At 31.8% G+C, this 4,287-nt stretch carries 7 protein-coding genes; 4 read left to right on the forward strand and 3 right to left on the reverse strand.

The genetic code is table 11. The features are described from left to right. From SVN78_08835 to SVN78_08845, 3 genes are all read right to left on the reverse strand, one after another. The coding region (locus SVN78_08835; GenBank protein MDY6821709.1) for a hypothetical protein at positions 1–556 on the reverse strand (556 nt) is incomplete at its 3' end. A gap of 60 nt (positions 557–616) precedes the next feature. Next, complete coding sequence (locus SVN78_08840; GenBank protein MDY6821710.1) at positions 617–1,078, reverse strand: hypothetical protein; 462 nt, start codon at positions 1,076–1,078, stop codon at positions 617–619. A 13-nt stretch (positions 1,079–1,091) separates the two neighbouring features. Next, the gene (locus SVN78_08845; GenBank protein ID MDY6821711.1) at positions 1,092–2,534 is read right to left on the reverse strand and encodes a hypothetical protein; all 1,443 of its coding nucleotides are present in this window, start codon (positions 2,532–2,534) and stop codon (positions 1,092–1,094) included. 179 nt (positions 2,535–2,713) lie between these two features. Between SVN78_08845 and SVN78_08850 the strand changes: the two genes are divergently transcribed. The 4 genes from SVN78_08850 to SVN78_08865 form a co-directional block, all read left to right on the forward strand. Further along, the gene (locus SVN78_08850; GenBank protein MDY6821712.1) at positions 2,714–3,235 is read left to right on the forward strand and encodes a PaaI family thioesterase; all 522 of its coding nucleotides are present in this window, start codon (positions 2,714–2,716) and stop codon (positions 3,233–3,235) included. 24 nt (positions 3,236–3,259) lie between these two features. Next, positions 3,260–3,715 (forward strand): 23S rRNA (pseudouridine(1915)-N(3))-methyltransferase RlmH, encoded by a 456-nt coding sequence (locus tag SVN78_08855; GenBank protein MDY6821713.1) that lies wholly within the window; start codon positions 3,260–3,262, stop codon positions 3,713–3,715. Positions 3,716–3,727: 12 nt separating this feature from the next. Next, the gene (locus SVN78_08860; GenBank protein ID MDY6821714.1) at positions 3,728–4,090 is read left to right on the forward strand and encodes a TraR/DksA C4-type zinc finger protein; all 363 of its coding nucleotides are present in this window, start codon (positions 3,728–3,730) and stop codon (positions 4,088–4,090) included. A gap of 11 nt (positions 4,091–4,101) precedes the next feature. Next, positions 4,102–4,287: 2,3-bisphosphoglycerate-independent phosphoglycerate mutase (locus SVN78_08865; protein ID MDY6821715.1), on the forward strand; the 186-nt coding region annotated here is incomplete at its 3' end.

Genomic DNA, 4,287 nt, shown 5'->3' on the forward strand with positions numbered 1-4,287 from the left:
GATATCCTATCTGCTCAGCCCTAGATTTAGCCTCATTCATCTTCTTGGCGTAAATATCAAGAGCTTCATCCCATGAAATTCTTTTAAAGCCTGTAATATCACCCTTCTTTTTTGTTTGTACTAGTGGGTATTTTACTCTAGTTGGTGAATAAATCCTTTTGATTTGTGCATAACCTCTAGGACATGCCCTAATTTGAAGTTTTCTCATATCCTCATCACCAGTTATCTCACGGGGCAATCCATCAGGATCCTTTCCGTCTAAGCCCACATCACCTTCAGAAGTTAGCTTTACAATACGTCTTTTACCGTTAATATTTTTTACATACACTTTGAAGAAGCATTTACCACCACAATTGTGAGGGTGTGAATTAGTGTAGACCTCCATTGTTTCGTCAAATCTTAAATTCTCGTCTTCCTGTAAAACGCTCTTTGATGGACCAATTGCACCTTTTGCTTTACCTGATAGTGCATAAAATGAAGTAGTCATAGCACCAAACCACTTCATAAACTTTCTTCTGGTAAGCTTGAAACCTTTAAAAGTTTCTGTTTCAGACATAAATTTACCTCCTTTTTGTTTTGCTGTGTATAGCTTATTTGTTGCTTTTTTTAATAATTTTTATCTTGGTCCTTGTGGACCATGGTATGATTTATGGCATATTATACATTTATTGTCTCTTAAATTTGGCGAATGACATTCAGTATAACAATGTCCTCCTTCTATAAAATTGGCTCTTCTATGGCTCATAGGCATTTGTGAAGTATGGCATTCTTCGCAAAATGCATTATTATGACAGGTCATACATTTATCTCTATTCCAACGAGCTTCTATACCATGTGTTCTATGTCTCCAAGAAGGAGTGTGGCTTCTTGGAGCCGTATCTTGGTGGCATCTTATGCAATCATCCCTCTTATTATGGCATGCTAAGCATTTCTCCTCATTAACTTTACTAGCTTGCCCGTGAAGTTTAATCCAAGAGGTATTATGCGAGTCAGGCTTGCTACTTTCTACTGAGTAGAGTGTATAAATAGGTAATATTAAAAAGAAGATAAATAATACAATAATTTTACTCTTTTTCAATTTAGCCCTCCTTTTATAATGCTATATTTAACCATGCTTCAACGGTATAATTATTTTCATAATCTTCGTCATCAAATACATCAGAATTTTCTATATTGCAGTCAACAGATAAGCTAACCCTTTTTGTAGGCTCCCAAACTCCTCCTATATAATATGTTCTAATAGATTCTTTTTTTCTTGGACGAACAACCTCAAGATTATTATAGTTAAATTCCACAAAATCGTATTCATATCTATCATACCTTGTGCCACAATATAATTCTAAAGTTCGCGAAATAATTTGAGAAAGCTCAGCTCCTGCATGTATTTTTTCTTCTTCGCTTGCATCTTTATTATCCCCTGTATCCCATTTTTCAGCAAATAATGATAAATAGGTTCCTTCTGTTGGTATACCTATAATATCAAAGGAAGTGAAAAATTTAGTATAGTTTCTATTAAAAAAATCTTCAGTACCATCAACAGCTCTGTGCTCAACGCCTGCACCTAAAACAAAATGTTCCATAAACGGTTGATAAGCAGAAAGATTAATTAGGTTATATTTCCCATAGGGTAACAGCGCATAAGTTAATGGATTTTCTATATAACTATTATCTTCTCCAATCTCGTCATAAACACCTTCGTATTTAATATTTAGTATGGTGCCCCATGATGGGTGTCTAAATGTTCCACCAATCTCTAGTGATTCAGCACTGTCCAATATCCCTAATTGCGCATAGGCATTACCATATAATAATTGTTGATCAAGTCTTAAATGAAAAATATCATCATTAAAGCCTTCCACATCTGCTCTTATATATTCAAATCTAACTTTAGTGCCATCAAAGGGCTTTAATTCAACCCCCCCACCATGAATCCAGTCATCATCCCAGTCGTCATAATAATTTACTGCTGCACCTGAAAAGCCAAAGACTGTTAACATATCATTTATTTTATATGAAAGATCTGCTCCGTCAATTTGAAGGGTTTCTATATGGCTAACATATTGCCTTCCAACAACAAGTTTTGTATTTGGCACAACATTATTAAAGGTAATATCTCCATGATAAAACCTTGTATCCCATTCATCACCATCTAAGCCTAGATCAAGGGAATCTCCATAAAAGTGATCTTTATCTGTTCCATCGATATCATCAGCAAATCTTATAAAAAGAGAACTCTCCACAGTACCTTGTCCTAATTTAATGTTTCTAATGCCACCTCTAAGGTATTGGTAGAAATCGTGGTCATCTAAATTTTCAGTAGATCTCATCCTATATCTTGTTGTAAGATTTAAATCCATTATTGCATCATTTCCTATTCTAATTCCCTCAATATTGTTTTTAAACCCACCTGGTGTTGTGTGCATGCCCCAAGAATCAGGTGTGTTATATTCACCATAGGCTAGCAACTGTTTATTAATAAGTATACTTATAAAAACTATAAATAAAAAAATAATTATTTTTCTGTAAATTAGCATTATAAGCATCCTCCCTCTTTTTTGTATACAATATATTTTTTATAATAAAAAAGAACATTTGTCAATAAAATATTTAAAGAGTTATAATTATAAATTCTGAGATTTTTAATGTTATATATTGAAAAACTAATATTAATTAATAATAATAATAATTAATATTATTAATTAGGGGTTAGGTTATGAAATATTATTTTCCAGAGACAGATAATTGTTTTGTTTGTGGAAAAGATAATATTAAAGGTCTACATCAGTATAGTTTTTTTGAAGATGGCTATGTAAAGCTTAAATTTATAGCATCAAATTATATGAGTGGTTATACCGATATGATGCATGGTGGTATAGCTGCAACTATTTTAGATGAGGTTATGACATGGGCTGCTTTTGTATATGGTAGTGAGATGAGGTTATATTTTACAAGAGAGATGAGGGTTAAATATAAAAGAGCTATTTTGTTAAATAATAATACCTATATTGCAAAAGCTAGTTATGTAACAACAAGAAAAAGACTTGTTTTTGTTGATTCAGTTTTTATAGATAAAGATAATGTTATTTATGCAAAAAGTGATGCCTCTTATTATCCTGCCTCAAGAGAAATGTCAATAGAAGGGTTTAAACATGCTTATTATGAGAAAGACAAAGCGTATCATCCTAAAATTTACAAGGCTTTAAAGGAATTTAATTTAAGTATTGACATTCATTAGATAATTCATAGAGTGCATTATAATATGTTTGTAGGCATAATAATTCCAAGAAAAATAAATAATAGTATTTATTTAAATATATATGAAGAATTTATAAGAAGAATAAATAGCTATACTAATTTAAATTGTTGTGACTTTAAACCAAAATATAGAGAAAATACTAGCAAAGAGCTGGATTATATTGGCAATAAAATGATTAGCATAGCTAAAGATGGTTATAAGGTTGCTTTTGATGCAGAAGGATATATGATGGATACAATAAGTTTCTCAAATTGGTTAGAAGATAAGTTAATGGGTGAAAAGAAGCTATATTTTATTATTGGTGGTTCCTTTGGGATCCCTAAAAAGGTGAAATCTCATTCTAATGAGGTATTATCTTTTAGTAAATTAACTTTTTCACATGAAATTGCCCTTGTAATTTTACTGGAACAAATTTATAGAGCATTTACAATAATAAATGGTCATCCTTATAATAAATAGTAGAGGTTTATTATGGACAGAGAGAGATTAGAATATTTTAGGAAGAAACTTTTAAAAATGAAAAGAGAGTTAATAAATTCACTTAAGACAAAATACGATGAAGCTAAGGAGCTTGAAGATAGATCTGGTAAAGATTTAGCTGATGAAGCCTATGACCTTTATACAAAATCGTTGATGCTTGGAAAGGTTGAGACAGATGCATTAAAACTTAGATTAGTTGAACAGGCATTGCAGAGAATAGATGTTGGTACTTATGGGGTTTGTATAGAGTGTGAAGAGGATATAGATGAAAAGAGATTAGAGTATATACCCTTTGCTAGGTATTGTACGGAATGTAAAAGTGAGCTTGAAAAAAGTGGCAAGTTGAAGCTCTAGTTTAGTTTTCTATGGATAGAAGAATTATATTATTAATACTAGATGGTTGGGGTTATCGTGAAAGCAGTGAATACAATGCTGTAAAATTGTGTAACCCTATAAACTTTAATAATCTGTGGAAGAATAATGGGCATACCTTTTTGCATGCTTCTGAAGAATGGGTTGGTTTACCTAAAGGGCAAATGGGTAATTCTGAG

The organism is Deferribacterota bacterium, assembly GCA_034189185.1.
Taxonomy (GTDB): Bacteria; Chrysiogenota; Deferribacteres; order Deferribacterales; family UBA228; genus UBA228.